This window comes from Lentzea sp. NPDC058450, from assembly GCF_042721395.1.
Classification (GTDB): domain Bacteria; phylum Actinomycetota; class Actinomycetes; order Mycobacteriales; family Pseudonocardiaceae; genus Lentzea.
Window position 1 is genome coordinate 296,768 of record NZ_JBHXLO010000004.1, and the last position, 26,049, is coordinate 322,816.

Below are 26,049 nucleotides of genomic sequence, written 5' to 3' on the forward strand. Positions count from 1 at the left end.
TGAGGTTAGTGCGCGGGTCCGTCACGAGTCATCGTCCGTGTCCTGTCCGAGGAGTTGCCCGGTGAGTTCCATGCAGCGCAACCGAGCAGGGGAGAAGTCGTACGGCATCTTGGTGAACGCCTCGTAGGCGCTCATCAGCAGGTCGTGCTCCTCCTCGTCACGCTCGAAGAGCTCTTTCTCGACCACGTCCAGCCCGGCGGCCGCGCCGGCCCGTTCCAACGCCTTGTAGTGGGCGAACCGCTGCTGGGCCAGTGCTTCGACGCGGGGGTCGTCAGGCTCGACCCCGTCGTCGAGCGCGGCCTCGGCGGCGTCGAGGCGGTCGTCCTCGGCCCGCAACTCGGGATGCGTGGCCAGCACGATGAACGTGCTGGCCTGGATCGCCGCGGCCACCGGACCGAAGATCCGCTCGGTGACCATCAGGCTGTCCACATCGGACGGACGCACCGCGCCGGCGGGCAGGTCCGCGAGTCGATCCGTCACCAGGTCAGACAACAACCCCAAGGGACTGCCCACGGCTCGCACACGCCGGATGACCGCACGCTGTCGCTGGAGGCGAGCCTCCTGTGCCGCCAGGCTCTCGTCGAGGCGCCGCAGGTTCTCGTCGACGTCCTGCGTCCCGTCGAACGCCGCCCGCACGTCGTCGAGCCCGACCCCGGCCTCCACCATCCGCCGGATCCACAGCAGCCGGATCATGTCGTCGTAGCCGTAGCGACGACGGCCGTCCGCACCCCGCGCGGGCTCCTGCAACAGGCCGATCTGGTGGTAGTGACGGATCGCACGCGGCGTCGTCCCGGCGAAGGCGGCGGCATCACCGATCTTGACCTGACGGGGCGGCGTGAACGAGAGGTGCATCGTGGACGGTGCCTTTCCAGCTGTGGTGCCACAAAGGACAGCACATGCCGCTACGTCACGTGCAACATCCCGGCGCCGGCACCCCGGCCGTGCGATCATGGCCCGGCGCGCCGCACGACCAGGCGCGATTCTGGGGGAACACAGTGGGAATCAGGCTCGCGGGAGCACTGGCGGCGCTCGCGTTCGTGACGGCGTGCGGCACCGACGTGCCGTCCGGACTGGCCGAGAAGATCGAGGCGGGCTGTCCTGGCCTGCTCAAGCCCGAACCGGTGGCGGTCATCACCCAGGGGCTCCAGGTCTCCGAGGTGAACTCCGAGGTGCCCGACAGCTGCCAGGTCTTCGTGTCGACCGGCAAGAAGGTGCTCGGCCTGGGCCTCGTGGCGTACGCGAGCGAGGAGGAGTCGGAGCGCCTCACCCCGATGCTCTGCACCAGCGGCGTGCTGGACGCGAAGACCAAGTCGTGCGAGGCCGGACCGCCCGGCGAAGGCGGACTGTCGGTGCACGCCGTCGCCGGACGGTGGAACGTGCGGATCTCGGTGTCCGAGGTCCCGATCGACGACGAGATCAAGGCAGCGGTGCAGCAGATCGTCGAGGACCTCAGGAACTCCGACAGGACCAGGTGACGTCCCCGGCCGTTCAGGGGCGAGGGGCGGCTCGCCTGCGGCGCTTCGCCGTGACGAACAGGAGGACGCCGCAGCCGAGCAGGACGCAGCCGAGGCCGAGGTACGTGACGAGCCCGGTGGTGCCGGTGAGGGCCAGGCCGCCGGTCGACGGCGGGTTCGGTGCCGGCACCGGTGCCGGCGAGGAGGACGGGCCCGGCGTCGGGGACTGCGGGGTGCTCGGTCCCGTGGTCGGGGCCTGCACGTCGAAGTGGAGCGAGTCGAGCGCGCGGACGTCGATGTCCACCACGGCCTCGGACGAACGGCCGCGGTCGTCGGTCACGACCAGTCGTGCCTTGACGCCACCGGTGTTCGGGTAGGTGTGTGCCACCGCGGCTTCCTGGCCGGTCTGGTCGATCGTGCCGTCGTTGTCGAAGTCGAACGCGAAGGTGGCGTCGCCGGCGTGGCTGGAGGCGAGGCCGCTGAGCGTGGTCTTGTTGCCGGCGAGCACGGTGCCCGCGGCCTTGAGGCGCGCGGTGGGGGCGGTCGACGCGTCCTCGACGGCGCGCACGACGCTCTTGGTCACCTCGTCAGGCGAGCCGATGGGGAACGTCGCGCCGCCCGTCGCGGTGGTGATCGGACCCATCTGCGTGCTGAGGTCGTCGTGGGCGGAGAGGGCGTAGACGGGCACGGCGGGGATCTTCTCGCCTGGCGCGGCGGCGAGTCGTGCTGCCGGGGCCGCCTCTTCGGCCTTCTCGGTGCGTTCCTGGCCGGGGGCGTCCGGTTCGGCAGCCACGCGGGCGGTGCCCACGGTGGGCGGGAGGTCCGGCATCGGTGCGATGCCCTTGGCGATCTCGGTGACCGCTGCGGCGGTGAGTCCCGTGACCGGCTCGGGGTCGTGGGCGGGCGCGTCGCCGAGCACGATCAGCGCGCGGGTGGCGGACCTGTCCCAGTCCGCGCCGAGGGCCGTGACGAGGCCTGAGTAGACGGCCTCCGGGGTGTCGCCTCCACCGTTGGCACTGAGAGCGCGCAACCCGGCGTCGAACGCGTCGAAGTCCTCCGTGAGCGGCACGACGACGCGGGCGACGTAGGCGTCGCCGTGGTCCCGGTACTCGACCAGGCCGACGCGTGCCTTCGAACTGGCCGCGTGCATCGCGTCGGCGGTGCTCTTGGCACTGGCGACCGCGGCGGAGAGGTACGGCGTCATGGATCCGGTCGTGTCGATGGCGAACATCAGGTCCGCGGGGCCGGTGCCGGTGCCGTCCGGGGGAGCGGGCGCGGTCGTGGCGTCCTCGGCCATGCCGCGCAACTTGGCGGCGAGGTCGGTGAGCTCGGCGTCGGTGCCGCCGTAGTTCGTGTGCGGACCGATGTCGACCGGTGGCCACTGGGCCTTGAACGTCAGGTCGCACACCGGGTCGTCGTCGTGGCAGAAGAGGAAGCTGGGCACGAGCAGGTCGTAGAACGAGTCGCTGCCGGCCGTGCCGTCCTCCTTCTTGATCAGCTCGCGGTACATCCCGTTGCCGTTCGCACCACCACCGGTGACACCACGCGCGTTGGGCTTCTGCGCGGGATCACCCAGACCGAATACACCGGCGATCCAGCCGGCCGGGACGTCCTGCGCGACCTCGCGGGCGGCGATGACACCCTGCGAGTAGCCGGCCAGGACGAACCGGGTGCCGACAGATTCGCATTCTTCGCGGCGCTTCTGGAGATAAGCGTTGCCGAACAGGCGACCGTACTCGACCGAGTCGAAGAGGTCCTGGTCCTCGTCGTTGTACTCCGCGAGCGGAATGGCCGGATAGGGAACGCCGTACACAGTGACGTCGGCCAGCGTGTACCCCGTCGGGGACGGCAGTGCGCGGGCTTTGTCGATGATCTTCTGCAGGGTCGCGCCGGACAGGCCGTTCGACCTGCCCGCGTCGTCCACGCCGTCCTCGCCGCTGCCGCGGAACGTCACCACCTCGACTTTCCCGCACGGGGCCGGCTCTGCCTGGCCCGCGGGTGCGGTGACTGCGGAGGGTGCCACGGTCAGGAAGGTGGCCAGCGCGAAAGACGCCAGTCGATTCATTTGTGTCGTTGGTCTTCGTTTGGGCGACGTCATGCCACGCACATAGGTTCCGCGGAGATTCTCGTTACAAAAGCACGATCGAGATTTCTGATGCCGGCCAATTCCAGGTCGGCCGTATTCGTTTGTGGACGCCATCCTCAGTAGAGACTGGGCAAGGTCCTGTTCACCACGTCGTGGAACTCCGTCAGCAGCCGCTCAAGGGGTTCGCTGGTGCGCTGCGCGGTCGCGTGGCTGTCCGCCCAGACGGACTCACCAGCGCGAGTACGCAGTTCGTCGGCTCGCCTGCGCAGTTCGTCGTCGAACACTCGTGCGCGGGCGGACTCGAGCGCCAGGATCGCCTGGGACCATCCCTCGGCGGTGGGGGTGGCCCACTGCCGAGCGGGCCAGGTGCCCGTCTCCCGTTCCGCGGCGATCACGCGATCCAGCTCGGCGTACGCGGACTGGATCACGTCGGTGACGGCCGACTGCAGCGCGAGCACGCTGTCGCGCTGGAACGCGTTGCGGGTGCTGAGGCGTTCGCGCTCGTGCACCACGTCGCGGAGTGCGGCCTCGCGCCGGTCGGTCACGCGCTCCTTGTAGATGGCCGCGAGCAACGTGGTGAGCGAGCCGAGCAGCACTCCGACGAAGCCGAAGATCGCTGTTGCCATGCCTGTGCAGTCGCCGGACGACCAGGCGGTGTTAGTCGGATGCCAGGTCACCCGGCATGACCGCGCCGAAGGGTTTCAGCCGGTCTGGATGCGGCGGCACAGGGTGAGTTCGGACGGCTCCTGCTCCAGGCCCCGCTCGGCTGGTGCTGACCGCGTCGATGGCGTGGAACCACGGCTGGAAGCGCTCTCTTGTGCTCGCCGTGCCGAGGTGGCGGCCGCCGTCCATCGTGCGCATCGCGGCCCAGGCGACGTCGGGGCGCACCCACGATCGGGATCTCGCGGTCCGGGGCGCTAGTTTGCTCGCGTGAGCTCTCTCGACGACGTGGCCGAACGCGACGGCTGGCGGTGCTGGGTGTGCGACGAGCCGGTCGACCCCGGCATGTCGGTGAACGACCCGCGCGGCCCCAGCGTGGACAGCCGGACCGCGGATCGGAAGGCGAAGGTGGCCGAGCGCCTGGCCCACCGCGGCTGCAACACCCGCAAGGGGGCGGTCAAGGTGGTAATCGCGTGGCCGGACCGCCTGCACGTGGCCGAGCCGGCGCCGCTGATCACCGTCGCCGGTCGGCTGGAGCGCAAGGGCGGACGCGAACTCGTGGCCCGGTGCCCCACGCGGCAGGACGCCCAGGAGGCGGCGGAGTGGTTGGAGGACCGCTTCTCCCGCCTCGTGCCGGGCCTGTCGGTGACCGCCGGCGTCGAGGCGGGCGGCGGCCAGTTCCTCGTCGTGCTGACCACCGGACGTCGCTGACAGTCGCACGTCGTCGAGCCCGACCCCGGCCTCCACCATCGTCCGGCTCGACCGCATCAAGGCACCGCAACCCGCGGTGCGCTCGTAACGCTGCTCGCGGAGTGGTCGATACCGAACCACACCGCGAGCAGGAGCCGAGATGACGCCTTCCGACGGCGAACCCGCGCCGAGCAATGACGACGCGGTGCAGTTGCTCAAGACCGAGTACCAGATGCTGGGCAGCTACGACACCTCGGCCGCGTCGACACTCGCTTCCATCGGCAGCATCGGCCTGGTGGCGCTGTTCTTCGTGGCCAAGGAAGTCGGCGCCATCCTCGCCGCCGCTCCACTGTGGATCCAGGCGTGCGCTCCGCTCGTGCCGCTCGCGTATCTCGCCGTCCTGGTCTACTTCACCGCGCTGATCTCGTTCCGCGCCAAGCAGTTCCGCGAGGTCGAGCGTGAGCTCAACGAACGCGTGGGGGCGACCCACACCTCCGCGCGTGGACGCGATGACGTCGAGAAGGCGCTCCTTCCGAAGGTGCCCATACCGGGCACCGCTCGCGCCCATCTGTGGATAGCGCGGCCACGGCCGGGTGAGCCGCTGGGCTGGCTGTTGACCTTCGGTGTCGGGCTCGTGCTGCTGATCTTCTCGGCGGCCTGCGTCGGGCTGGCCGCGCGGCTGATCCACGACCACCCGGTACTCGGCGGGTGGCTGACGATCCTGTACGGGCTCGCTGTTGTCCTGGTGCTGGTCTGTGCCGTCAGAGGCAACCTGCACACCACCTCGCTGTGGAAGGCGAGCATCCGCAGCGGCGACGGCGCGGGCATCCGACCGGAGGTGCTGGTCAGGTTCTTCCTGCCGCGACGGGATGGCCTGGCGAAGCTGCCGACCGTGATCTTCCCGGTCGTGTACGTGTGGGCCGTCGGTATCCCTGATCACCCCGTCCGGGCGTCGTCGGTCGTGTTCGCGCTGGTGGTCTTCGAGATGGTGCTCTACCAGGCGCGGTACTCGTGGAACGACCTGCGTGGGATCGATGCCGAGAAGGAACGTGGCGACAGGGAGGATCGCGCGCGGCTGCCGTACGGCCTCCGCGCATCGGAGGTGGGGCTGCTGCTCAGCGGGATAGCGCTGCGGCTGGTGCTCTGGCTGGCGGTGTGCCTCGTTCCCGGCCTGGCTCCGGTGCTCACCGACGAAGATCGGCAGGCGTTGCTCCAAGCGGGCGTCGCCGTGGTGGTTCTCGCCGTGTTGTACGAGAAGTGCAGAACCTGGAAAGACGCCTTGGAGTGGAGGCACGCGAGGTGGTCGTTCGCGGTGTTGTCGGTTCTGACCGCCTGCGGCTACGCGGCGCGCGGCTATCTTTGTGCGGTCATCGCAGGCGGCGGCACGGGCACCGTCGTGGCCGTCGCGGTCGCTGTCGGGCTGTTCGGGCTGGCCTACGTCCAGATCGCCTGGGCTCTCGAGGCGATGCAGTTCCTGGACGAGAACTGCGTCGTGGACGCACAAGCCCTCCGCGCGAAGCCGCACGTCTGGTACGCGGCGGCCGCATCGGGGATTCTCCGGGCCCGCACGCCGGTCGCGACCGATCAACTCGATACCGCGTGCGGCGGGAAGAAGCCGAAGGAACTGCGGGTGATGTGGCCGAAGGTCGCCGCTGCACTCACCTCGGGTCGGCCGACCCTTCTGTCGGGTTTCCAGGTCATCGGTCTGTTCTCCTGCGCGGTGGCCGGGCTCGTCGTAGCGCAGGACGGGTCCGTGGCGGTGTTGGCTGGTGGACTTCTTTGGGGCGCCGCCGTTGTCGTGCTGATGCAGTCGCTGCGCAGTGACCGCCTGGCCCGTTTGCTGGTCCCCGCCACCGGTCTTCTGCTGTTGGTGCTGAGCGTGCCGGTCATGCCCGCGTCCGTGAGGTCGGTGCTGCCGGTCCTGTTCGTCACGCTCGGGTACTGCCTCGTGGCGAGTCAGACCGCCGAAGAAGCTTCCCAAGGCCTGAAGAAGGTTTTCGAGAAGATCAAGGAGACCGCGGACGGAAAGTTCGACGTCGTGGTGAAGTTCGTGGTCGGAGAAGCGGCCTGGAAGGTCATCAAGCGACAGACGACCTGATCAGAGTGCGGCGATGCGGCGTTCCAGTGCGTCGGCTTCGGCCAGTCCCCGGGAGCGGAAGATCTTCAAGGCCCGTTCCCACACCGTGCGGGCCGCCGCCGGGTCCGGTAGCACGCCGCCCAGGCGCTCCAGGGTGACGGCCGCCTCGTAGTCGTGGCCGTGCCGGGAGAACAGGTCGATCGATTCGCGGTAGGCGGTGGCGGCCTGGGCGAGGGCGCCGCTCTGTTCGTGGATGTAGCCGATGCTGTCCAGGGTTTCGGCCACTCCGGAGAATTGGTTGGCGGCGCGGTGCAGGAGCGCGGCGGACTCGCAGTAGCGGAGTGCCTCGGCGTGTTCGCCTCGGAGGGCGCAGATCCAGCCCAGGTTGTTGAGCGCTCTGGCCTGCAGGCCAGGGTCTTCGGCCTGGCGGTACAGGTCCAGGCCGGTGGCGGCGTGGTGTTTGGCTCGGTCCAGGTCGTTCTGCTGGCCCCACGCGCGGGCCAGGATCAGGTGGGCGTGGCCTTCGGAGACCACGTCGCCCAGTTGGAAGCTGAGCCTCGCGGACTCTTCCAGGTGTGCCACGGCCTGGTCGTTGAGGCCCGCGCGGGCGTAGAGGTGACCTTGGGCGTGCAGCAGGCGGGCCTGGTTCTCCTGGGCGCCTGCGGTTTCGGCCGCGGTGATGGCGGTGTGGCCGACGGCCAGGGCTTCGGTGCGGTGGCCCTGTTGCCAGTGGTACGACATGAGCGTGAAGGCGAACGACCACGCCCGGCTGTGCCAGCCGTGGTCAGCCGCGATGAGCTGGATCGCTTGCAGCATCGGGTGTTCTGCCTCGAGCCACGCCAGCGCGGCGTCCTTGTCCGCCAGGTCCAGGGGTGCGACGGTGGAGGAGGGGAGCGGGTAGGGCGGGCGTTCGGGCTCCAGCAGGCGGTCTGCCACGTGTGCGGTGTGCAGGTAGAGGTCCACCAGACGCTGTAGCGCCGCCTCGCTGTCGGACGCCTGCTGTTCGCGGGCGTAGTGGTGGACCAGGTCGTGCATGCGGTAGCGGTCCGCGGTGGTGCGGACGACCAAGTGCGCGGATTCCAGTTCGGGCAGGGCGGCGGAGTCGGTGCCCGCCAGTGCTTCGATCGCGGCGGTGTTCAGGTCCAGCGCGGGAGCCAGGCCCAGCAAAGCGAACAGGGTGGCGGCGGCGGGGCTCAGCGCGCGGTGCGACCAGGAGAGCGTGGCGCGCAGGCTCACGTCCCCGGTGTCGAGCGCGTCCAGCCGGGAGTCGTGCAGTTCGGCCGCGATCGCGGCCAGGCTCAGGTCCGCGCGGACGGCGGCACGGGCGGCGACGATGCCCAACGCCAGCGGCAGGCCTCCGCAATGCCGCAGGATCTCGGCCATCGCCTCGGGTTCGCGCGCGCCGAGCCGCGCGGTGAGCAGTTCGGACGCCTCGTCGTCGGACAGCACGTCCAACGGCACGGGTACCGCTCCGTGCGTGGCGACCAGGCCCGTCAGCGGGTGCCTGCTCGTGACGAGCGTCCGGCACGTGTCGGTGCCCGGCAGCAACGGCGTGACCTGCTCGGTGTCGGCCGCGTTGTCCAACAGGATCAGCATCGTGCGCCCCGCGACCGCGCTGCGGTACATGCTCGCGAGCGTGTCCACGTCGTCGGGCAGCCGGTCCGGCGCGGTGCCGAGCGACGTGAGGAACCCGCGCAGCACCACCGCCGGGTCCGTCGGTTTCACCGTGTGGTCGAACCCGCGCAGGTTCACGTAGAGCTGACCGTCCGGGAACGCCGCAGCGTGCCGGTGAGCCCAGTGCAGCGCCAGCCACGTCTTGCCGACGCCGCCGGACCCGCGGATCGCCGAGACGATCACGGTGTGACCCTCGGACAGCACGTCCAGCTCGCGGGCGCGGCCCTGGAAGTGCCTGGGCGCCAACGGAAGCTGGCGCGGCACGTCCCGCGGCACCCCGGCGGCCGGCGCGAGCAGCCGCTGGTGCAGGGACCGCAGCTCCTGACTCGGGTCGACGCCGAGCTCATCGGCCAGATGCCGCCGCACCGTCTCGTAGTGCGCCAACGCCTGCGCCTGCCGCCCGCTGCGGGCCAGCGCGTCGATCAGCTGATGCGCGACCCGCTCGTCCAACGGCCTGGCGGCGGCGAGCGCCGTCAGCGGTGCCACCAGACCGGCGTGGCCGCCGAGCCGCAACCGGAGGTCGTGGTCCTCGAGCCGGGCGGCCAGCCGCTCGCTCGCGAGCGCCTCCCGCAACGCCGCCGCCCACGGCGAGTCCACCCCGGTCAGCGCCTCGCCGGTCCACAACCCGAGCGCCTCGGTGAGCACGTCGGCGCGGGCGCGGTCGTCGGGCACGCGCCGCGCGACCAGCTCGCGAAACCGATGCAGGTCAACGACGTCCGGGTCGGCGCGCAGCACGTATCCACCCGACCGCCGCGCGATCTCGACGTTCTCCGCGTCCGCCAGCACCATCCGCAGCCGGGACAGGTAGCTGTAGACGGCGTCCTTGGGACGGCGCGGCAGCCGCTCGTCCCACAACCGTTCGACGAGCGTGTCGGCGGACACGGTCCTGTTCACGTCCACGAGCAGAGCCGCGAGCACGCATCGCACGCGTGCATGCCTGATCGGTACCGGTTGCCCGGCCACCACCACGCCTACTTCCCCGAGCAGCCGAAACCGAGCGCTCACAGGGTCCCCAATCCCCATGCCGTTGGTTCTATCAGACGCGTGACAGGTTCGTGCAAGGTCGGCCGAGCATTGTTCGCCCCGGCTTGGGTGCCTAGAGGGAGGCATCCGCCGGCACTGGGGGATGGGCCATGCGCAGACGCGTCGCTTTAGCGCGCCGTTCGTTGATCGCCGTCGTCGTTCTTGCTTTGGTGGCATCCGTTTCGACTGCTTCGGTACCGAGATCCTTTTTGTCCGGTGGCTCGGTGCCGCTCGGTGCGTCGGACACGGCTCCCGAACAGGTCAGCGGCACGGCGGACGGCGTCGAGCACCGGGCGGGCAAGACCGGAACGACGCTCGCCGGCCCCGTTCGCGAGCAACCCCGACCGGCCGGAGCGGTCGCGGACCGCGTGGCACCGTCCACAGCGGACCCGCAGCCCGATGTGGCGGCACCGCACCAGACAAAACCGGATCTGGCCGCCAGAACGGACATCCCGGCCATCGATCCCGCCGCCCGCGAACGCACGGGTGACCGCACCGCCACCACCGAGACGTTCCAGAACCCGGACGGCACCCGGACGCTGCGGCTGCACTCCGCGCCGAACAACGCTCGCCGGCCCGACGGTTCGTGGGCGCCGATCGACCTCGCGCTGACCGACCGCGACGGACGCTGGGAACCGAAGAACAGCGCCGTCGAACTCGGCTTCGGGCACACCGGCACCGGCATCACCACCATCGCGTTCGACGACAAGCACCGCATGGAGTTCACGCTCGACGGCGCCGCGGACGTGCGCGGCCAGGTCGCCGCCGCGTCGATCACCTACCCGCAGGTGCACGGCGGCGTCGACCTCCGCCTCACCGCCCAGCGCACCGGCCTCAAGGAGGAGCTCGTCCTCGCCCGGCCGGACGTCTCACCGAGCTACACGTTCTCGCTGCGTCTCACCGGCCTCGAACCGAAGCTGACCGAGTCGGGCGCGATCGAGCTGCGCGACGGCGAGAAGGTCATCGGCGTCGTGCCGTCCGGTTTCATGGACGACGCCCAGGGGGCGCGCTCCGACGGCATCCGCTATGGACTGTCCAAAACAGACAATCGCTGGCAGCTGAAAGTGGAGCTGGACCAGGCCTGGCTGCGCGATCCCGCGCGGGCCTACCCGGTCGTCGTCGACCCGTCCGCGGCGCAGCCGAACGCCGACCTCGACGACAAGTTCGTGCAGAGGGGCCAGACCACCAGGGACGACTCGGACGAGCTGCGCACCGGGTTCATGGCCGGCGGGCTCGCGAGGTCGTACCTGCACTTCGGTGGCGCCCAGAGCTCGTTGCGCAACCAGTACGTCCTTGGCGCCTCTCTCAACCTGTGGAACGTCCAGTCCACCACCTGCGCCGCCCGCTCGGTCTCGGTGTACGAGGTCACGAGCCCGTGGAACGGCGGCACGAACTGGCCCGGCGCCGAGGTCGGTCAGGCGATCGCGAGCAAGGCCTTCGCCCACGGCGGCCCCGGCTGCGCGACCTCCGCGCGTGAGGCCATCCCGCTGCCGTACGAGTTGATGTCCCGGTGGTCGCACGGCACCGCGCTGCAGCACGGCCTCTCACTCCGGTCGAGCGACGAGGCCGACCCCAACGGCATGCGCTTCGGCTCGGCGAACTCGCCCAACCCGCCGTTCCTCGACGTCCGGTACTCCCCGGAGGGCGTGGCGTTCGAGGTCACGGCCGTGACGCTGCCGACGGCCGCGACCGCCGGCAAGATCACCGCCAAAGTCACCAACCTCGGCTCCACCACGTGGATGCCGTCCAACGGTTTCGACTTCGGCTACATCATCCTGCAGGGCAGCACGAAGGTCCGGACCGCGCGCGGCTGGAAGGCCACCGTCGCGCCGATGCAGACGCAGACGTTCGAGGTGCCGATCGACCCGCTCACCCCCGGCGACTACCGGGTCTTCCTGACGATGTTCAACCCGCAGGGCAACGACTTCTTCGTCGCCTACCAGGTGCCGTACGGCGAGTTCGCGCTCAAGGTCAGCAACGTCCCGCCCACGTCGAACCTGCAGCAACCGGGTGCGGGCGCGGTCGTGGAGACGCTCACACCGACGCTCTACGCCGAGGGCGTGGACCCGGACGACTGGCCGAAGAAGGGCTTCACCTACAAGTTCCGCGTCTGCTCCGACCCCGACCTGACCAAGGACTGCCAGGAGTCCGGCTGGACCGCCCAGTCGTACGCGCCACCCGGCCTGTTCTGGGGCCGCACCTACTTCTGGGGTGTCAAGGTCTTCGACACCGTGAACGAGACGCCGTTCTGGGTGAGCGTCAAGGACGGCGTGCGCCTGTCGTTCACGACCCGCGTGCACCAGCCGGAGATCACCTCGCACCTCGCGGGCAACCCCGACGGTACCGAGGCGCCCGGCGTCGACCCGCAGATCGGCAACTACTCCACGGTCGCCACCGACGCTGCCGTATCGACGGTGGGCCCCGACCTCACGATCACCCGCACCTACAACAGCCTCGACCCGCGCCGCGACACCGCGTTCGGCCTCGGCTGGGCGTCCCGGCTCGACATGCGGCTCCGGCACGACGACGACCGCTCGGGCAACGAGGTGCTGACGTTCCCGACCGGGCGGCAGGTCCGCTTCGGTCGCAACCCCGACGGCGGCTACGTCTCCCCGCTCGGCCAGAACGTGGATCTGGTGTACCGCACGGACACCGCCACCTACACGATGCGCGACGTCTCCGGCAGCCGCTGGACGTTCGACAACCTCGGCAGGCTGGTGACGATCACCGATCCGGCAGGCCTCACCGAGACGCTGACCTACGACACCGCCGACCGCGTCACGACGATCACGAACGACGTGAGCAAGCGGTCGCTGAGGATGACCTGGCAGGGCGCGCACGTCACGTCCGTCACGGCGGGCGGCGACCAGACGTGGACCTACACCTACGACGGCGACAAGCTGACCAAGGCCTGCGCGCCCGGCGCCGCACCGAACTGCACCACGTACGGCTACCAGCAGGGATCGCACTACCGCAGCACGGTGCTGGACAACGCCCCGCGCGGCTACTGGCGGCTCGGCGAGACCAGCGGCTCGACGTTCGGCAACGCGGTCGCCCGGCGTGCCGGCGCGGACGCGGGGCAGCAGCACGGCGTCCTGCTCGGCGGCGCGGGCGGGATCGCCGGCACGGCCGACAAGGCGGGCACGTTCGACGGCAGCAGCAGCTACGTGACGCTGCCGGAGCAGCTCACCACCTCGACCATGTCCCTGGCCGCCGAGCTGTGGTTCAAGACCGACGCCCAGGGCACGCTCCTGAGCTACGCCGACGAGTCGTTCCCCGCTGCGCCGGGCAGGTCGACTCCGATCCTGTACGTGGGCACGGACGGCCTGCTGTACGGCGGTTTCTCGTTGCGCGACACCGGCGGACCGCGCCAGATCGTCAGCACGCAACAGGTCGACGACGGCAAGTGGCACCACGTGGTGCTGTCCGCGGCGATCGACCGGCAGCGGATGTACCTCGACGGCGTGCCGACGGGCAGCGAACTGCTCGGGTTCGTCGACCACCGCCGGCAGGGCCGCCTGACCCTGGGCGCGGGCAACACCAAGGACTGGCCCGCCACCAACGGCGGTGACTTCTACTTCGCCGGCGCCATCGACGAGGTGGCGCTCTACCAGAACACCCTCGGCTCGCTCGCCGCCGCCACGCACTTCCGAGCCGGCGCCGCCACCGAGCAGCTCACGGAGATCAAGCTGCCGCAGGACGAACGCCGGTTCGCCGCCGTGAGCTACGACGACATCCACGACCGGGTGCGCACGCTCACCGACCACCTCGGTCGCGTGTGGACGGTCGAGACGCCGGTCCTGCAGGACTCCGTGCGCACCGCGAAGGTGCGCGGACCGTCGGGCTACGGCGACTGGGTCTACACCTTCGACGCGGACAACGGCGGCAGGCTGACCTCGCGGGCGCACGGCGACGACGTGGTGCGGTACGAGTACAACGTCGCCGGGTTCCCCGCCGCCGTGGTGGACGAGAACGGCCACCGGACCGAGCAGACCACCGACGAGCGCGGCAACATGTTGAGCCGCAAGACCTGTCGCACCGACAAGTCCTGCAACACGGCCTACTTCACCTACGTCAAGTCCGACGTGGTGCTCGACCCGCGCCGCGACAAGCTGGAGTCCGCCTCGGACGCACGGTCCTCAGGCCCGGCCGACACCCGCTACCGCACCAGCTACACCTACGACGCCGCCGGACGGCCGGTGCGCGTCGCCTACCCGGTCCCGGCAGGCCAGACCGTCGCGCCGACGGAGAACACCGGGTACTCGACGGGCGCCGAGGACGCCGCCGGTGGTGGCAAGGTGCCCGCAGGTCTGCTGCTCACCGAGACCGGTGCGCGAGGCCAGCTGACGAAACGCTCGTACCGCGCCAACGGTGATCTCGACGAGCTGACCGGACCGACCGGGCTGCGCACGAGGTACGGCTACGACGCGTTCGGGCGGCAGGTCGCCGTGTCGTCGCTGAACAGCGGCAACGGCGACCTGGGCACGACGACCTACGAGTACACGCCCCGCTCCGAGGTCCTGAAGGTCACCGAACCGGCGATCCGCAACGAGGTCACCGGCGTCACGCACACGAGGGTCACCACCCACCGCTACGACGGCAACGGCAACCTGCTGGAGACCGCCGTCTCCGATGCCACCGGCGGTGACCCGACCCGCACCACGAAGTACGCCTACGACGGCGCGGACCGCCTGAGCCGCACCGAGTTCCCGGACGGCGGCGTCGAGGAGCGCAGCTACCCGGACACCCTCACCGAGGTGGTGAAGGACGTCCGCGGCACCTCGTGGACCGATCGCCACGACGAGCTGGGCAGGCTGCTGTCCCGCGTCGCGACCGGCTCCGGCGTCAACCCGGAGGACCCCGCCGCGACCACCATGACCCTGGAGGCCCGCGCCTACGACCCGGCCGGACGCCTGGCCTCGGTCACGGACGCCATGGGCCGCCTGACCTCCTACAGCTACTACGACGACGACCTGCTCGAAGGCACGACCCGCAAGGTGCAGGGCCGCGACGTCAAGCTCGACCAACGCGGCTACGACCCGGCGGGACAGCTGACCGACCGGACCACCGCGGGCGGGCGGCGCACGACGTTCGCCCACGACGCGGCGGGCAACGTCGTGACGACGGCGTTCGACCCGGCCGGGCTGAACCGCGTGACCACCGACCAGTTCGACCTCGACGGCAACGTGATCCGCTCCGAGCTGCGCGGCGCGGCCGACCCGAACCGGGTCGAGACCACGACGTTCGGCTACGACCCCGAGGGCAGGCTGGTGCGCGAGGACGCGTTCCTCGACGCCTCGACGACGTTCTCCACGAGCGTCGACCGCGACGAACGAGGACTGCCGCGCAGCACGACGGACCGCCGCGGCATCACCACCTTCTACGACCACGACCTAGCCGGACGGCTCACCCGCACGACGAGCCCGGCCGCCGAGGCCTGGGTCGCCGGCACCCGCACGGCCTCGTTCACCCGCGCCGAACTGGTCGGCTACAACACGTTCGGCGACACCACCCACACCAGGGACGGCGCGGGCGGCGTCACCACGACCGACCGCGACCCGATGGGGCGTGCGGCCGGGGCGAAGCTGCCCGAGTACACCCCGCCCGGCGGCGTCCCGATCAAGGGAGCAGGGTCGCGCACCGAGTACGACCGCGCGGGCAACCCGGTCAAGTCGGCCGACGCGCTGAACCGGATCACCACGCGCACCTTCGACCCGTACGGCCGCGTGCTCACCGAGACGCTGCCGCAGGTCGGTGACCAGCCGACGGTGCTCACGTCCCGCTACGACAAGAACGGCGAGCTGACCGGCCGGACGGACGCGAGCGGCGCGCAGACCACGTTCACCTACGACGAGCTGGGCCGGCGGCTGACCGCCACCCAGGCCGACCGCACGCCGGGCGGCACGCTCTTCTACACGACCAGGACCGACTACGACGACGCCGGCAACCCGGTCGCCGTCACCACCCCGCAGAACTTCACCTCGACCGCGGCCTACAACGCCGCCGGCCAGGTGACCTCCACGACCGACGCCACCCAGCGCACCACCACCTACGGCTACGACATCGCCGGTCGCCGGAGCACGGTGGCCGACGCCCTCGGGCTCACCTCCACCACGTCCTACGACCTGCTCGGCCGGGCGGTGCGCGTCGCGCAGTCCGTCGGAGGGCAGGAGAAGCGGGCCGCCCGGACCGACTACGACGCCAACGACAACATCGTCGCCACGGTCAGCGCCGAGGGCCGCACGGTGACGTACGGGTACGACACGCTCGACCGTCAGGTGCAGCAGACCGAGAAGGTCAGCGACACCAAGCAGATCGTCACCACCACCGGCTACGACAAGCTCGGCAACCGCAGCCGGTACGTGGACGGGCGCGGCAACGCCACCGCGTACACCTTCACGTCCTGGGGCCTGCCGGAGTCCGTCGTCGAACCCGGCGGCGGCGCCTGGACCACGTCCTACGACGCGGCGGGCCAGGCGATCAAGCTGGTCAAGCCGGGCAGCGTCGCCGTCGACCGCGAGTTCGACGCGCAGGGAAGGGTGAAGCGGGAGAAGGGATCCGGCGCCGAGGCACCGACGGCGGACCGCACGTTCGGCTACGACGCCGCAGGTCGCTTGGCGGCGGCGGGAGACGACCTCTACCGCTACGACGACCGCGGCAACCTGCTGACCGCGCGCGGCCCTGGCGGCTCGACCACGTTCACCTACAACGGCGACGGCACGGTCGCGACCCGCACGGACGCCAGCGGCACGGCGACGTTCGGCTACGACAAGGCGGGCCGCCTGACGTCGATGGCGGACGGGCTGACAGGCCGCACCGTCGACTACGGCTACGACCAGGCCGGCCGCCCGGCCTCGATCGCGGACCGCGCGCTGGGCGGCAAGACCGTGCGGCGCCTGGGCTACGACGAGCTCGGCCGCCTCACCTCCGACAAGGTCGAGCAGACGATCGACGCGGGCGTGCCGCCACGGGTCCTGCTCGGCACGACCTACGGCTACGACCGCGACAACGAGCTGACCGCCAAGGGCGCCAACGGGTACGGGTACGACGGCGCCGGACGGCTCACGTCGTGGACCGACCCGGCGGGCAGGACCACGGCCTACGGCTGGGACGACTCCGGCAACCGGACGTCGGCGGGGGACAGGGCGTTCTCCTACGACGAGCGGAACCGGCTGAAGACCGGTGACGGCGCCACGTACACCTACACGGCACGCGGCACGCTGTCCTCGGTCACCAAGGACGGCAACGCGAACGCCTCGGCGTTCGACGCGTTCGACCGCCTGACGTCGATGGGCGCGGCCAAGTACGACTACGACTCGCTGGACCGGGTGTCGTCGCGCAACGGCACGAACTTCCAGTACCTGGCCCAGACCAACGAGACCGTGACCGACGGCACCCGCACGGTCAGCCGCCTGCCGGACGGGACCGCCTTCGCGGACAAGGGCAGCGGCACGGCCAGGATGCTGTTCGCCGACGGCCACGGAGATGTGGTCGGCCGCTACCTCGGCAACACCGTCGACGGGCAACGTGCGTTCGACCCGTTCGGCAGCGTGACGGCGTCGTCCGGGGACACGTCCACGGTCGGCTACCAGGGCGGCTGGACCGACGGCGACACCGGCGCGGTCAACATGGCCGCGCGCTGGTACCAGCCGGGCACCGGGACGTTCGCGAGCCGCGACGACTGGACGCTCGACCCGTCGCCCTCGGCCGCCGCGAACCGCTTCGCCTACGGCAACGCGAGCCCGCTCTCGGGCACCGACCCGTCCGGTCACGACTGGATCCAGGACGTCTGCGACCTCGGAGGTGGCGGCTCGGGGGTCAGGACGGCGAAGCGCTGGGTGAAGCGCGCGATCAAGGCCGGCACCGTGATCGGCTTCATCTTCGACGAGATGGTCTGCAGCGCGAGCCCCGTGCAGAACGCCGAGTGCTGGTACTACCGGTGCAACAAGCAGGGCGACGCCGGTGATCTGCGCATGGGCAACTGCAAGTACAACATCGGCGGCTGCGACGCCCGCCGCTACGTGCCACCGCCACCGCCGCCGGTGCCCGGCACCAAGGGCGGCAAGCCGACCGGTCCCGGCGGCAGGCCGAAGCCGATCACCAAGCCCGCTCCGCCGCCCCCGCCGCGCTGGTGGCTGGACCTGCACAAGGGCATCCCCAAGCCGCCTGCCGGGCACACCGTGATCAACCCGCCCGGCTCGTACGACCCGACGAACCCGCTGACCCTCATCACGGACATCGGCGCGGCGCTCGTCGACGCCGCCACCGCGGTGACGTCGGCCGGGGCGACCGCGGTGACGACGGTCAGCACGGGACTCCAGGCCCTGGTCGACGTGGCCGGTCTGGCACTGCCGTTCGTCTTCGGCGGCGGCCCCAAGCGCAAGCCCGACGAGGAGGGCTGTCTCGACGGTGACTCCACCGTGGACACCGACGAGGCCTACAACGACCCGATGGAGGCGTTCACCTACCAGGGCAGCCCGGCGGAACGCGCCACCGGCGGCGAGGTGTGCCTCACCGAGACCAACGGCGAGGAGCGCAAGCGACCGAAGGACCCGGTCGGCCGCCTGCCCGGCATGCACCGCGGCCACCTGATCGGCCACCAGTTCCACGGCAGCCGCGAGGTGGAGAACATCGTTCCGCAGTACGAGAAGTCGAACACGCCGGTGATGCGGGACGTGGAGAACGACATCGCGCGTGCCGTGGGGTACCAGGGCCAGCGCGTCTACTACCGGGTCGTCGCCAAGTACGACAACGCGACCACGGCGATTCCCTCGTCGATCAGCCTCTACGCGGTGGGGGACAAGGGATTCCTGTGCGTGCAGATCATCCCGAACACAGATCTCTACACCAGGGAGAAGTGGGACAAGTACGCGCCACGGCCGCGATGTCAGAACCCCGCCGGCGCGAACGGGATCTGAAACCGATGATGGGAGAAACAGTGAGAACCCGACAGCGCGTGGCCGCACTGGCCACTGGGGTCGCGCTGGGACTGTCCGGGCTGGTGACCGCTCCGGCGGTCGCGACGGCCGACGTCCCACAGGCGATCGCCGACCCGAGACCCGGCGAGGCGACCCCGAAGGACCGCGACGGCAAGGTCCTGCTCTACGTCGACGGCCGCGACCAGAAGTCGGTCCGCGACGCGGTGGCCAAGCACGGCGGCGAGGTCACCGGTGCTCAGGGCACCCGTGCCCAGATCGCCGTCCCCGCCGACCAGGTGGCCGCGCTGGGCGAGGAGCAGGCCGTCGTCGAGTTGAAGCGGCCGGAACGCGCGGTCCCGATGGCCATCACGTCCGAGGGCGTGCAGGCCTCCGGTGCCGCCGGGTGGATCGCCGACGGGAAGAAGGGCCAGGGCGTCAAGGTCGGCGTGATCGACGTCGGCTTCGCCCGCCTGGACGAGGCGCAGCAGGAAGGCGAACTGCCGGCCGGCATCGCCGTCAACAACAACGGCTGCCACGACGTGACGAGGTCCGACGACCACGGCACGGCGATCGCCGAGGTCGTGCACGACATGGCCCCGGACGCCCAGCTGTTCCTCGCGTGCATCGACGGCCCGCTGGACTTCCAGGCGGCCACGGAGTGGTTGCAGCAGCAGGGAGTCCAGGTCATCACGGCCGCGATCGGGTTCCTCAGCTCCGGCCGCGGCGACGGCACCGGTGAGCCGGGCAGCCCCGCCGACGTGGTCCGCAAGGCCCGCGAGGCCGGGGTGACGTGGTCGGTGGCGGCGGGCAACCTCGCCAGGACGCACTTCGCCGGCAAGGCCGTCGACGCCAACGGCAACGGGTACGTCGAGTTCGACGGCACCGCGCAGAACAACGGCTTCAACCTCGCGGCGGGCGCGACCGCCACCGTGGCGCTGAAGTGGGACGCGTGGCCGAAGACGAACGAGGACCTCGACCTCTACGTCATGAAGCAGCCGAAGGTGCCGAGCGACCCCGCCGACACCGCGATCAAGGCGGCCTCGACGACCAACCAGCGCGACGTCGCGGGAGGTGCGCGCCCGACCGAGGAGGTGACGTTCACCAACGACACCGGCGCCGCGCAGTTCTACTACCTCTACGTCCGCAACCACACCGCGAAGTTCACGACGCGGCTCGACCTGTTCGTGTCCGGGCCGAGCGATCCGTTGCAGTACAACACTCCTGCCGGCAGCGTGACCGAGCCGGCCACCTCGCCGTACGTGATGGCGGTCGGCGCGACCCAGCCGGGCAGCGGCACGGTCGAGGGCTACAGCGGCCAGGGCCCGACGATCGACGGCAGGTCCAAGCCGGACATCACCGGGTTCACCAAGGTCAGCACCTCCACCTACGGCCCGCAGCAGCTCGCGGGCACGTCCACGGCGGCAGCTCACGTGGCGGGCGCGGCGGTGTTGCTCAAGTCCGCGAACCCGCAGCTCGACCCCGGGCAGATCCAGAGCGCGTTGCAGACCCGCACCAACCCGCGCAAGTCCGACAACCAGTGGGGGACCGGCGTGCTCGCGATGGGCACCCCGGACACCGTGCCGGTCGTGAAGGGCAACGGGTACACGCCGTTCCCCAAGATCGCGACGATCCACGGCAAGGCGTTCACGGCGGGCGAGATCTTCACGTTGCCCATTCCGGACATCCCCGGTGACACCACGGCCGTGGCGCTGAACGTCTCCGTGCGCACCAACCCGGCGTCCGGTGCCGCCGACGTGCCGAGCGGCCTCGACGTGTTCCCGGAGAACCCGGCGCAGTCGACCAGCAAGGCGACGACCGTGCGGGTGCAGCCCGGCGACGGCTGGGTCAACGCCCTGGTGATCGCCAAGGTCGGCCAGGACCGCGCGATCCGGCTGCGCGCCGGCGCCGGGCCGGTGTTCGACAACGTCGACCTGCTCGGCTACTTCAGCGAGAACAGCGCGTCGAGCTACTTCCCGCAGCACAGCCCGGTCCGGGTGCTCGACACCCGCGGCCTGAACGGCAGCCCGCGCTCGACGCCGCTCGGCGCGGGCGAGGTCATCACCGTGAAGGCCCGCGGTGCCAACGGTGTGCCGGACAACGCCACGGCGGTCGCGGTCAGCCTCACCTCGGTGGAGTCGACGCAGGGCACCGCGATGGGGATCTTCGCGACCGAGAACGGTGGTACGGCGCTGAGCGTCAACCGCAACGAACGCCGGTCGAACGCGTCGATCGTCGCCATTGCCGAGGACGGGAACATCCGGATTCGCAACGCCTCCGGCCGTTCGCACGTGCTGCTCGACGTCGCCGGCTGGTTCGGTCCCGGTGACGGGGCGAAGTACGTGCCGCTCGACGAGCCGACCCGGATCGCCGACAACGCCGCGCTGGGCCAGGGCGAGACGACCCGGTTCCAGGTCACCGGCCTCGCCGGAGTTCCCGCCAACGCCACCGGTGCCGTCCTGATGCCGTCGGTCGCGGAGGACGCGCTCGGCACCGAGCTGTCCGTGTCGCCGGGGGAGAGCGCGTGGTCCCCGGTCACGAACATCGCGACCAGGCAACGGCAGCGGCTGTCCACGACCGTGCTCGCACCGCTGGGCGCGAGCGGCAAGGTGGCCGTGCGCAACGAGCGCGGCAACGCGCAGGTGGCGTTGGACGCGCAGGGCTACTTCCTGGGCGGCGCCAGGTTCACCGACGACGGCGCGTGCGCGCTGCCGACCGGGGAAGCGGGCTACACCAGCATGTTCGACGGCCGCGCGGAGACGAACCTGTCCGCGTGGCGGGTCGCGGGCAGTACGTCCGTCGGCTCGTCCGGCTGTGAGCTCGCCACCACCGAGGGCACCGACATCAGCTGGTACGCCGCGCATTCGTTCGGCAACGACTACACGGTGAAGTTCGACTGGAAGGGCAACTCGACGGGCGTCAACAGCGGCCTGTTCGTCATGTTCCCGGACCCCGGCACCAACCCGGCGGTCCCGCGCGACAACGGCGTCGAGGTCGACCTGTCCACCGACGACACGATGGGCTCGATCTTGCCGGGCAAGCCGATCACCCGCCCTGCCCCGGCACCCGGCCAGTGGCACGCGGTCGAGGTGACGGTCGCGTGGAACACGGTGATCGTCAAACTCGACGGCCAGGAGATCAACCGCCACACCGTGACCGCGGCCGGACGGGCGTTCGCGAACAGCTTCATCGGCGTGCAGAACGACGGCGCCTTCCGCACGTCGTACCTGCGCAACCTCCGCGTGAAGAACAACACGGCGGTGCGCAACGGCGAGATCAAGGGCATCAACAGCCGCTGCCTCGACGTGGTCGGCAACGACCCGGCGGCGGGCCAGGTGCAGGTGTGGGACTGCAACAGCTTCCCGAACCAGCGCTGGACCACCACCGTCGACATGCTGATCACGAACGTCGGCAGGTGCCTCGGCGCGCAGAACCAGGGCACCGCGGCCGGCACCCCGGTCGTGCTGGTGGCGTGCAACCCGGAGTACTACCAGCAGTGGGTCGTCCGCCCGGACGGCGCGGTCGTCAACGTCCGCTCCGGCCGTTGCCTCACGCCCACCACCTCGGACCGGGGCGCGGCCCTGCAGCTGCAGGACTGCACCTCGCGGTCCGACCAGGTGTGGGGACTGCCCGACCAGCACGGCCAGATCGGCGCCTTCGTCAACGGTGCCTCCGGCCGTTGCCTGGACATCGCCAACAACGACTCGCGCAGCAACAAGGCGCAGTCGTGGGACTGCTACGGCAACTCCGCGCAGCAGTGGGCCGTCACCGGTGACGGGAGGATCACCAGCAGCGGCAAGTGCCTCGACGTCTTCAACGGAGGCACGGCCGCCGGCACCGCGGTGAACATCTTCGACTGCAACGGCGGCGCCAACCAGCAGTGGCAGGCCCGCACCGACGGTTCCGTCGTGAACCCGGTGTCGGGCCGGTGCCTGACGGCCTCGGGTCTGGTCAACGGCTCCGGTCAGTCCATTCAGGACTGCTCGGGCGGGCTGAACCAGGTGTGGCGGATGAGCGCCCAGTCGTTGTGGACCGGCAGCATCGTCGGCAACGGCGGCAAGTGCGCCGACGTCAAGGGCGAGAACCCGGCCAACGGCGTGGTGTGGCTGTGGCAGTGCTTCAGCCCGCCCGGTGAGGTGTGGGCGGCGATCGGGGACGGCTCGGCGCGGTCGATGGGCGCCTGCCTCGACGTCAGCGCGCTGACCAACGGCACCCCGACCGTCATCGCGAACTGCCACAACGGCAACAGTCAGCAGTGGGCGGTCCGCCCGAACGCCACGTTCGTGCACGTCGAGGCCTCGCGGTGCCTGGACGTGCAGTCGGCGAGCGTGGAGAACGGGGCGAAGATGCAGCTCTGGGACTGCGTCGGCACGCCGCAGCAGCGCTGGGCGATCCCGCTCAGAGCGAGCTGATCGCCCGATAGGCAAGTGACGGCTTGCAGGCAAGCCGTCACTTGCCTATGGTGGGTGTCGTGGAAGAGGAGCTGTTCAAGGCGCTGGCCGATCCGAACCGGCGGCGCATCCTCGACGAACTGACGGAACGCGACGGGCAGACGCTGTTCGAGATCTGCACACGCCTGCTGACCAAGCACGGGCTGAGCCTCACCCGGCAGGCCGTGAGCCAGCACCTGGCCGTGCTGGAGCAGGCGGGTCTGGTCCGCTCGCGCCGCGAGGGCCGTTACAAGTTCCACGACCTCGACACCGCACCGCTTGAGCACGTCGTCACCCGATGGCTCAGGCCGAGACCGCCGGAGGGCACCTCATGAAGATCCACCTGACCAGCGTCTTCGTCGACGACCAGGACAAGGCGCTCGCCTTCTACACCGACGTGCTCGGCTTCGTGAAGAAGACCGAGGTGCCGATCGGCGCGGACCGCTGGCTGACCGTCGTCTCACCGGAGGACCCCGACGGCACCGAACTGCTGCTGGAGCCCGACGGCCACCCCGCCGTGCGGCCGTACAAGACGGCGCTGGTCGAGGACGGCATCCCGGCCACCCAGTTCGCGGTGGACGACGTGCGCAAGGAGTTCGAGCGGCTGACCGGGCTCGGGGTCCGGTTCACCCAGGAACCGCTGGAGATGGGGCCGGTCACCACGGCGGTGCTGGACGACACCTGCGGCAACCTGATCCAGATCGTCCAGCACGGCTGAGCCGTCACGTCTCCGGGCGCGATCCGGTCACGGGTTCCGGTGCCCGTGCTCCGGTGGTGTGGAGCGGTGATCCGATCTCGCCGTCGAGCACCGTCCTGATGATCCGGACGACCTGGAGGCAGGTGGCCTGGCCGAGCTCGAAGGCCATGCGGAGTGTGCTCCGCAGGACGGCGGGGACGTCGTCGAGGTCGATCGAGAGCGTGATGATCGGTGTGCGGGTGGGCGGCACGTCGTCGGTCCACGGCAGTCCGCCGGCCGCCGCCAGCACCCGGTCGGCCAGCGGTGGCGGGACGACCGCGGTCAGGCGGATGCCGGGGACGTCGCCGTTGTGGGGCAAGGGGTCCGGGATCGTGGTCCTGGCGAGCCACAGGTCCAGTTCGGCTCGTGCGCTGCCGTCGGCGAGCTGCTCGGCGGTGAGGAACCGTCCGGCGAAGCCGGTGCCGTCCGGCAGGGCGCCCTGGAGCGTCGGGGGTGCGTGCCAGAGCTCGACGTCGAAGGTGAGCGGGACGCGCAGGGTCAGCGGAGCCAGATCACCACGGCCACCACCAGGAGCACCAGCGCGGCTGCGGCGACCAGCACCTTCGAGGTCGGGCGCGTCGTGGCCGGAACGGGGTCCGGCCTGCCGGCTTTTCCCAGGCGCGTCACGCCCGTCACCGTCGAGTGTTCGCTGAGCGTCAGGACGGCGGTGTCCGTGCCGAGGGCCGCCGCCGCGCGGGTGGCTCCCTCCGCGCTGACCACCTGGTGCGTCGCCAGGGCGTACCCGTCGGCCTCGCCGGCGAGCAGGGCGTCGAACCTCCCGAGGAACCGGCCGGTCGACTCCTCGTCGTGCACGGCTCCCACCCACGAGTGGGGCAGGTCCCTGCGCGCGCTGTGGGGCGTGCTCGGCGACGGGGCGAGGGCGTCGAGCACGGCGTCGCCCAGGTCGGCGATCGGGCGCGTTCGGTCACCGAGGAGTTCTTCGACCGCGGACTCGGGGAGCACGGCGTCGAGTCTGGCGCCGGCGTCGGCGCGGCAGGCGTCGTCGAGCACGGTGCGGACGAGCGTGCGGAGCACGTCGGGCCGGTCGTCGCCCGCGAGGACCAGGGTGACCCGGATCCGGCGGTGCGCGGAGTCCCTGCGGGCGGACGGGATGCCGCTCACCAGCAGGCGGAGGCCGTCGGCGTCGCGCGACGCGATGACGGCGGGCTCGTCCACGTCCACGAAGCTCGCCGCCTCGGCCCACCACTCGTCCCCACGCGCACCCAGGTAGCCGTAGTCCTTGGTCAGACCGCGCGTGATCACGGCGGTGACCTGCGTCCGGTTCACCAGATCTCCACTCTGTCGTCGTGCTGGTGCGCGGCGAGCGCCTCGAGCGCGGCGGCCAGTTGCCAGTGCCGCCGTTCGATCAGGGCCAGGCGGGACGTGCCGGACTCGATACCGGCGTCCACTTTGGACGCCTCGCCGCTGACGTAGTAGCGCAACGTCCCGAAGAACCCCTTCTTCTGGTCCCGCCGCCCGGTCAGGTCGTCGACACTGCGCCTGGTGCCCGCGCGGTTCGCCTCCTCCTCGGCCCTGCGCGCCGCGACGATCGCCTGGCACAGCTCCTGGGTGATGGTCGACGCCGCCCGGATCGAGATCTTCGGGGGCGCTCCGCGGAACCGGTAGCGGGTGGTGAGCTTGAGGTCCCCGTCGGGCGCCGGCTCCCAGAACGCCTCCATCAGCTCGACGCACCCGTAGGTGTCGATCGGGGCGTACACGATCCTGATGGGACGTGCGGAGGCCTGCTCGCGGGCCGCGTCGAGCACGTCCTCGTAGACGGCGCGGACCTCGGCGGCCAGCTCGCGGCCGGTGAAGCCGGTGTCGCGGCCGTTGTCGGAGAAGTACTTCTCGCACTTGAGCGGTGCGAGCACGAGGATCGCGGGCTCTTCCGGCACCTGGTTGCGCTGCTGCGCCCACCTGCGCACGACCTCGACGACCTCGGTCAGGCCCAGTCGCACGACCCGCGCCGCCCGTTCCTTGCCGGTCGAGGTCTCCATCAGCACGGCCGCGTCGATCGGCACCACCAGCATCATGCTCTGCTGGATGTGCTCCACGCACTGCGGCCACTGGGCGCTCCCCAGCGGTGAGTCGGCCCGCACCTCGGGGTCGAGCCAGCCGCCGGGGAAGTCGAGGATCGAGAACGGCACCGACAGCGAGGGCACGTCGACCGACCGGAGCCGCACGTCGTAGTTCGTCACCCGCTGGGTGCTGGTGAGCGCGGCGGCCTCGAACTCCTCCGCGGCCAGCGCCTTGGCGAGGTCCTTGCGGTTGGCGGCGAGCTTGCGGTTGGTCTCGTCGTCGGCG

Annotated in this window: 17 protein-coding genes and 1 tRNA gene; 10 read left to right on the forward strand and 8 right to left on the reverse strand. The window is 70.7% G+C overall.

The features are described from left to right. Positions 1 to 21 precede the first annotated feature (21 nt). Positions 22 to 852, reverse strand: coding sequence for a MerR family transcriptional regulator (locus ACFWNN_RS09480; RefSeq protein ID WP_382439428.1), 831 nt, complete (start codon positions 850 to 852; stop codon positions 22 to 24). Positions 853 to 896: 44 nt separating this feature from the next. On the opposite strand from ACFWNN_RS09480, the gene ACFWNN_RS09485 reads away from it, so the two are divergent. Continuing rightward, positions 897 to 1,475, forward strand: coding sequence for a hypothetical protein (locus ACFWNN_RS09485; protein WP_382439429.1), 579 nt, complete (start codon positions 897 to 899; stop codon positions 1,473 to 1,475). A gap of 13 nt (positions 1,476 to 1,488) precedes the next feature. On the opposite strand, the gene ACFWNN_RS09490 is transcribed toward ACFWNN_RS09485, so the two are convergent. Then, positions 1,489 to 3,477, reverse strand: coding sequence for a VWA domain-containing protein (locus ACFWNN_RS09490; protein WP_382439430.1), 1,989 nt, complete (start codon positions 3,475 to 3,477; stop codon positions 1,489 to 1,491). Between the two features lie 179 nt (positions 3,478 to 3,656). Beyond that, positions 3,657 to 4,166, reverse strand: coding sequence for a hypothetical protein (locus tag ACFWNN_RS09495; protein ID WP_382439431.1), 510 nt, complete (start codon positions 4,164 to 4,166; stop codon positions 3,657 to 3,659). 143 nt (positions 4,167 to 4,309) lie between these two features. Here ACFWNN_RS09495 and ACFWNN_RS09500 point away from each other — a divergent pair, with 143 nt between their 5' ends. From ACFWNN_RS09500 to ACFWNN_RS09510, 3 genes are all read left to right on the forward strand, one after another. Continuing rightward, complete coding sequence (locus tag ACFWNN_RS09500) at positions 4,310 to 4,474, forward strand: hypothetical protein (protein ID WP_382439432.1); 165 nt, start codon at positions 4,310 to 4,312, stop codon at positions 4,472 to 4,474. Then, on the forward strand, positions 4,471 to 4,911 hold the full coding sequence (locus tag ACFWNN_RS09505; RefSeq protein ID WP_382439433.1) for a hypothetical protein: 441 nt from the start codon (positions 4,471 to 4,473) through the stop codon (positions 4,909 to 4,911). The genes ACFWNN_RS09500 and ACFWNN_RS09505 overlap by 4 nt, the downstream gene beginning before the upstream one ends. A gap of 139 nt (positions 4,912 to 5,050) precedes the next feature. Beyond that, a complete protein-coding gene (locus ACFWNN_RS09510; protein WP_382439434.1) occupies positions 5,051 to 6,988 on the forward strand; it encodes a hypothetical protein in 1,938 nt (645 codons plus the stop codon). On the opposite strand, the gene ACFWNN_RS09515 is transcribed toward ACFWNN_RS09510, so the two are convergent. After that, positions 6,989 to 9,535, reverse strand: coding sequence for a BTAD domain-containing putative transcriptional regulator (locus ACFWNN_RS09515; RefSeq protein WP_382439435.1), 2,547 nt, complete (start codon positions 9,533 to 9,535; stop codon positions 6,989 to 6,991). Positions 9,536 to 9,888: 353 nt separating this feature from the next. Here ACFWNN_RS09515 and ACFWNN_RS09520 point away from each other — a divergent pair, with 353 nt between their 5' ends. The 4 genes from ACFWNN_RS09520 to ACFWNN_RS09535 are packed head-to-tail and all read left to right on the forward strand — an operon-like array spanning position 9,889 to position 23,727. Beyond that, complete coding sequence (locus ACFWNN_RS09520; protein ID WP_382439436.1) at positions 9,889 to 18,582, forward strand: LamG-like jellyroll fold domain-containing protein; 8,694 nt, start codon at positions 9,889 to 9,891, stop codon at positions 18,580 to 18,582. A gap of 20 nt (positions 18,583 to 18,602) precedes the next feature. Further along, positions 18,603 to 22,991, forward strand: a complete 4,389-nt coding sequence (locus ACFWNN_RS09525; RefSeq protein WP_382439437.1) for a ricin-type beta-trefoil lectin domain protein — start codon at positions 18,603 to 18,605, stop codon at positions 22,989 to 22,991. A gap of 47 nt (positions 22,992 to 23,038) precedes the next feature. Further along, complete coding sequence (locus ACFWNN_RS09530) at positions 23,039 to 23,344, forward strand: ArsR/SmtB family transcription factor (protein WP_382439494.1); 306 nt, start codon at positions 23,039 to 23,041, stop codon at positions 23,342 to 23,344. Then, complete coding sequence (locus ACFWNN_RS09535; RefSeq protein WP_382439438.1) at positions 23,341 to 23,727, forward strand: VOC family protein; 387 nt, start codon at positions 23,341 to 23,343, stop codon at positions 23,725 to 23,727. Before ACFWNN_RS09530 ends, ACFWNN_RS09535 begins: the two co-directional genes overlap by 4 nt. 4 nt (positions 23,728 to 23,731) lie before the next feature. Here the strand turns inward: ACFWNN_RS09535 and ACFWNN_RS09540 are convergent, their stop codons facing one another. The 4 genes from ACFWNN_RS09540 to ACFWNN_RS09555 all read right to left on the reverse strand — a co-directional run bounded on the left by ACFWNN_RS09540 (position 23,732) and on the right by ACFWNN_RS09555 (position 25,193). Next, complete coding sequence (locus ACFWNN_RS09540) at positions 23,732 to 24,064, reverse strand: hypothetical protein (protein WP_382439439.1); 333 nt, start codon at positions 24,062 to 24,064, stop codon at positions 23,732 to 23,734. A gap of 179 nt (positions 24,065 to 24,243) precedes the next feature. Next, the gene (locus ACFWNN_RS09545) at positions 24,244 to 25,032 is read right to left on the reverse strand and encodes a hypothetical protein (RefSeq protein ID WP_382439440.1); all 789 of its coding nucleotides are present in this window, start codon (positions 25,030 to 25,032) and stop codon (positions 24,244 to 24,246) included. Beyond that, the gene (locus ACFWNN_RS09550) at positions 25,029 to 25,154 is read right to left on the reverse strand and encodes a hypothetical protein (RefSeq protein ID WP_382439441.1); all 126 of its coding nucleotides are present in this window, start codon (positions 25,152 to 25,154) and stop codon (positions 25,029 to 25,031) included. The genes ACFWNN_RS09545 and ACFWNN_RS09550 overlap by 4 nt, the downstream gene beginning before the upstream one ends. Further along, positions 25,123 to 25,193: transfer RNA gene (locus tag ACFWNN_RS09555), tRNA-OTHER, on the reverse strand. Before ACFWNN_RS09555 ends, ACFWNN_RS09550 begins: the two co-directional genes overlap by 32 nt. Before the next feature lie 55 nt (positions 25,194 to 25,248). On the opposite strand from ACFWNN_RS09555, the gene ACFWNN_RS09560 reads away from it, so the two are divergent. Both ACFWNN_RS09560 and ACFWNN_RS09565 read left to right on the forward strand, forming a co-directional pair. Continuing rightward, positions 25,249 to 25,371: a hypothetical protein gene (locus ACFWNN_RS09560; RefSeq protein ID WP_382439442.1), complete on the forward strand. Its 123-nt coding sequence runs from the start codon at positions 25,249 to 25,251 to the stop codon at positions 25,369 to 25,371. Positions 25,372 to 25,554: 183 nt separating this feature from the next. Then, positions 25,555 to 25,935 carry a hypothetical protein gene (locus ACFWNN_RS09565; protein WP_382439443.1) on the forward strand — a complete coding sequence of 127 codons (381 nt, stop codon included), beginning with the start codon at positions 25,555 to 25,557 and terminating at the stop codon, positions 25,933 to 25,935. Positions 25,936 to 26,049: the final 114 nt, after the last annotated feature.